Origin of the sequence: Pseudidiomarina atlantica (assembly GCF_000753735.1) — a bacterium.
GTDB classification, from domain to species: Bacteria; Pseudomonadota; Gammaproteobacteria; order Enterobacterales; family Alteromonadaceae; genus Pseudidiomarina; species Pseudidiomarina atlantica.
Genome location: NZ_JPIN01000024.1, coordinates 1 through 4,541 on the forward strand (window position 1 = coordinate 1; position 4,541 = coordinate 4,541).

The 4,541-nt window shown below is 43.8% G+C and carries 4 protein-coding genes and 1 pseudogene; 2 read left to right on the forward strand and 3 right to left on the reverse strand.

Annotated elements, in window-relative coordinates:
- Positions 1 to 27: 27 nt before the first annotated feature.
- Positions 28 to 306 (reverse strand): annotated as a pseudogene (locus IDAT_RS12675) (SDR family NAD(P)-dependent oxidoreductase); the annotation flags it as partial.
- A 548-nt stretch (positions 307 to 854) separates the two neighbouring features.
- Between IDAT_RS12675 and IDAT_RS12680 the strand changes: the two are divergent.
- The gene (locus IDAT_RS12680) at positions 855 to 1,136 is read left to right on the forward strand and encodes a hypothetical protein (protein ID WP_156099533.1); all 282 of its coding nucleotides are present in this window, start codon (positions 855 to 857) and stop codon (positions 1,134 to 1,136) included.
- Between the two features lie 9 nt (positions 1,137 to 1,145).
- Positions 1,146 to 2,030: a hypothetical protein gene (locus tag IDAT_RS12685; protein WP_034734355.1), complete on the forward strand. Its 885-nt coding sequence runs from the start codon at positions 1,146 to 1,148 to the stop codon at positions 2,028 to 2,030.
- Positions 2,031 to 2,097: 67 nt separating this feature from the next.
- Here IDAT_RS12685 and IDAT_RS12690 read toward each other — a convergent pair whose 3' ends face one another.
- Both IDAT_RS12690 and IDAT_RS12695 read right to left on the reverse strand, forming a co-directional pair.
- Positions 2,098 to 2,379 (reverse strand): hypothetical protein, encoded by a 282-nt coding sequence (locus IDAT_RS12690; protein ID WP_051986822.1) that lies wholly within the window; start codon positions 2,377 to 2,379, stop codon positions 2,098 to 2,100.
- Positions 2,380 to 2,559: 180 nt separating this feature from the next.
- Positions 2,560 to 3,486, reverse strand: a complete 927-nt coding sequence (locus IDAT_RS12695) for an SDH family Clp fold serine proteinase (protein ID WP_051986823.1) — start codon at positions 3,484 to 3,486, stop codon at positions 2,560 to 2,562.
- Between the last annotated feature and the right edge of the window lie 1,055 nt (positions 3,487 to 4,541).

Here is a 4,541-nt window from a genome sequence, read left to right on the forward strand (position 1 = left end):
AGCGGATCAGTTTTCACCCGTTGTTGACAGCGGCTCGCGCACACTCTCACCGACCGCTTTAAAGCCAGCAAAATGCATTACCGCAGTCATCGAGTGGTCGGAAAAAATGGAACGCAGTATGGCTTTGTCAGCAATATCGCCCTGCACAAAGATAACTTTCTTGCCGGTGATGTGCTCAACCCGATTCAGGCTCTCGCGGACGCTATTCGACAAGTCATCAAGCACCAACACCTCGTGCCCAGCCTCAAGCAACTCCACAACCGTATGCGAGCCAATGTAGCCCGCGCCTCCAGTGACTAAAATCATCTTTCGTCCTTGCGTCTCTTTACTGCATGTTCAGGTAGGCGCATTGTAGCCCGTACCCTTGGTATGGGTCTAGCGCGCGGACACCGTGAAAGACGCAATATAGGTAGCAGGGCTATGTAACCAATATTAGTTACATTGGCGATTGTAACCGCATAAGGTTACATTCCCAATCCTAACGCTACCCTTGCGATAATGCCGACCAGCAATTGACAAAACTCATAGAAAACCACCATATTTGCGTCATCTTGTGACGCAAGTTATCAAATGAGACCAATGCTTATCACTTGAACGCAAAAAGGAGTAAAAAGACTCCTTTTTTAAATCAATGTAGCCCGAAGTTCTACTACGGGTCCAACCTGAATCCGCCTCGGTGTTTGTCCATAACAACCACGAGAGTGTGCCCCGGTGCTTCCCCCGCAGTAGAACTGCGGGCTACTTCCCACTAGTGAACCACCTCTATGACCCGCAATTCACCGCAAAATGATGCATTATGCACCTTCATGTGTCATTTTTTTAATACTCAAATCGGTTTGATACACAGGAGGTGTATGATGGATCTATTGGCGAAGTTTAAACAGCGACTATTTACAGCTTATGAAGAGCCTTACGATCTTTCCAGTGATGCGCTCGAGACATTGAATAAACACCTTAAACGAAATGATTCGGGTGGAGTCGGTCTTGATCTATCTGACAAAGATGTCATTGCCGCTCTCATTGCATGTGTGGACGAAGCATACCTCGCTGATCAAGAGTCTGTATCCCAACAAGGTAGAGGCCAACAACACCCACAGCAATCAACGAGCGAATACGTACCCTATAACGCGAGTTAGGATATTTTTATGGCAGGGATTGCCCTCACCCCCTTTGTTTTAGTCAGTTTTTTACTTTGTGGTTATGTCCACTATTGGATGCATCCACTTCTGAATCCTCTTATCGACCGTAAAGAGGCACGCTACCTCTATACGGCAATGATTGTGAAAGGGATGGTCTTTGTTGTAGTTTCGGCTGCTATCTTCAATTTCATCAAACAAGAAACTTCACTTGAAACTGCCCCCTCTAGTTGGACACACTTTATCTTAAATTTCATTAATTCAGTGGTGACACCGCTGACTCCTGACTTTTCAGCGCCCGAAGAATCTTTTTCGTTTTTGGCCTTTTTGTCACCACTTCTCGTCGTACTCGCATTTAACTTCAGTCGGATAAGTTATTGGCGTTACAAGAAAAATCCAATGTTATGTATTTGGCGGGCCTCTGGTACTCTAGAGCGATGGGTAATCGAAGAATCTAAACAAATTTTGACACTGGAAAGAACACCAAACTCTCGTAGTGACTCAATTAAGCAGCGACGGCTCTCAAGGGTAGTACTTAAAAATGACAAAGTTTATATTGGCATCGTGTTATCAGTCGACAACGACAACGGTGGTATTACACATGTTCATTTAGCTCCCTTATACAGCGGTTATATTGACGAGCGCAAAGAACTAAGAATTGTTGAGCGTTATGCTGACTACTATCGCAAGCTCATATCAGAAATACGCAACTCTGCACCACAATTAGACGAGACCGAACTCTATGGTGACTTATTTCGTGAGTTTGCGGTTACTTTATGTATGGACGAGGTCATCACTGTAAGCTCCTATTCACCGAAAGAGCATTCCGAATTTAATAAACTCAAACGTAGCTTTAGTCAGACAGAAAGCGTCTCGGTCAATATCGCCTCCTGAGCTAGGCTGACTAATGCGCGCCGGTGACCCTTCAGTCTACTTCTGAACCTGTTGATTTTAAGGCAGCCTAAATGCACCTGAATTCAATTTCGGTTGACCCCAGCCTTGCAGGAGCCGCGGGTATTACGGTCTCCTCTACAATTTCAAGTTTCAAACCCTTGGATTCGCAAAACGCGTTAGCTTCTTTATACACTTCAGCTTTGTTTTCTACGCTAACCCCTAGCCCAGGAGAGCCGTCCTTCTTGCCTATGTAGTATAGGTTCTCACCCAGTGATACAACCCCTGTGCTGGCACATGCAGAGGCAATTAATGAAATGGTTAATACTATGATCAGGTGCAAGAATTTCATATTTTTTGGTTCCTTTGCGATGTGTATCATTCGCGCATAGAAATTTTAATATCAACGCCGCCACAAGCGGTTCAACAATTCGGCAAATAACTGGTGCTTCACATTCGGGATTACAGCCCCCTTTTAAGGAGTCGATAAGAGTGCCACTTACACTGGTAACTTTACACTCGCAATATGAAGCTAATCGATCTCTGAAATATCTAAACCTTCATCAATACTTCCAACGTATCGCATCTGCTTGTTTTGCACATATTTAAATAAAAAAGCTGTAAAACTGAAAAACTCATACAGGTCATTACCTAAGTTATATTCGGGAGTGCCTTCTTTAATCGTTTCATTTCCTAGTAAACTAGCTGCTTCATCTGCATCAATAACAAAACTATGATCTTTGTAATGGTTAGTAAAATGATCAGCTAGTGATTCCGGAGTATGTTCGTCGGGGAATTTTTTATTTGCCAATAGTCGAGACGCGTACTGTGTTGCAGACTCATTAATCCTCTCGAATAGTCCCAGATGCTGAATATTTATGTTCTCCGCAAGATACTTAGCAAAGACTGATGATGCTTTTGGATACTTCTCGGCCATTGCAGCAATTTTCTCAATTGCATTGGACAAGCCCAAAGCAGGAAACCCTCCAAACTGAGGGTCTATCGGACCAAGCTCACTCAATAGTCCCATATGTACCTCATCAGCACCTAACGCTATCAGAGTTGCTGCAGACTTAGCTTTTCTCGGAACAACAACGTTAAATTTTGACTTGGATAGACGCTTGCAAGTTTTACTAATCAGGTATGCCGGCTCAATATTGCCGCCATTACTCTGAATGATCATGAGTATATCTTTCTCACCATCTAAATCTTTAACTGTTTGATAGATTCGGTTTGAATGGAATGAACTGATAGAGTTCTCCTCATCAAATAAAATAACAACGTGGTAACTGTCGAGACCAGCTCCCTCCAATATCTTTTTAGTGTGAGAAATAATATGCGCTTTAATTGCTTCTTCAGATAGCTTGTCTCGAAATACTGCAACATGGTCCGCTGGAACGCTCAGATCATAGGTTCGTTCGGAACTTTGCTGTTCTTTATTAGATTCCTTCTTACTCATAATCACTCCGTTATGTCTCGTGATGTTTCCGTCAAAAACAAAAAAGCGGTACCCGCAAAACAGATACCGCTTCATTCTGAAATTTGAGATCAATGTTATAGAGCAACCATGCCAGCGAACGCAGCGCGCGACAATTAGACAAAACTCATAGAAAATGGTCTAACTTGCGACAAGATGTCTCGCATGGTGTCAAATGACCTCTGGAAAGCGTCTTTTGAACACAAACATATTCCCTGCTGGCAGAACAACGGCGTTGACGAACGAACGTTTTACTCCTAGACTTTAGCACAAGGTTGGCAAGTTGCTCCAATGAGCCATTGGCTTAAGACTGCTTGCAAAGACCTAAAAATTTCACCCCGGCCTCTGGTCGGGGTTTTCGTTTCTCGGACGTAGTTCGAGCAACACAGATCGGGCATGAGTCCTCCCTATCTTTAAACAAGTAATAGGATCTGCGAAGCGCCTGAGGTGGCCAGCGATAAGAGCAAATAACCTCCGGAGTTCGAGAGCAGCGAATCCGACCCCAAAGGTCGTTAAAGATAAATAAACGCAAAAAGGAGCCAAACGGCTCCTTTTTGCATTCTAGTAGCCTATCTAGCGTCAATTACCTTGGCCGGTTTACCGGCAATTATCTTGGCCGGTTGTGTGGTTCGCGTTACGCTTACGATATTTTTATTACGGCGCGCCATGAATCTGAGCTCCAAAAACAAAAAAGCGGTACCCGCTGACGTTGCCGCCAAAAACAGATACCGCTTCAATCTGAAAATTGAAATCTATGTTATGGAATAACCATGCCAGCGAATCGCTACTCCGGCAATAAGACAAAACGCATAGAAAACCACCAAACTTGCGACATTTGGTGTCGCATGATGTCAAATAACATTAAGTAATGTCATTTGAACGATAAAAGAAGTCAAATGACTTCAAAACCATCAATCGCGGGTTACGGCAAAGAGGTCGGGAACCTAGTCGCGCCCGATCAAGCACTCAAACTCGTTATGTGTAACCAGAACGAGATAGGCAACAAATCCCACTATGTCAACCTTGTTGTCCAGTTG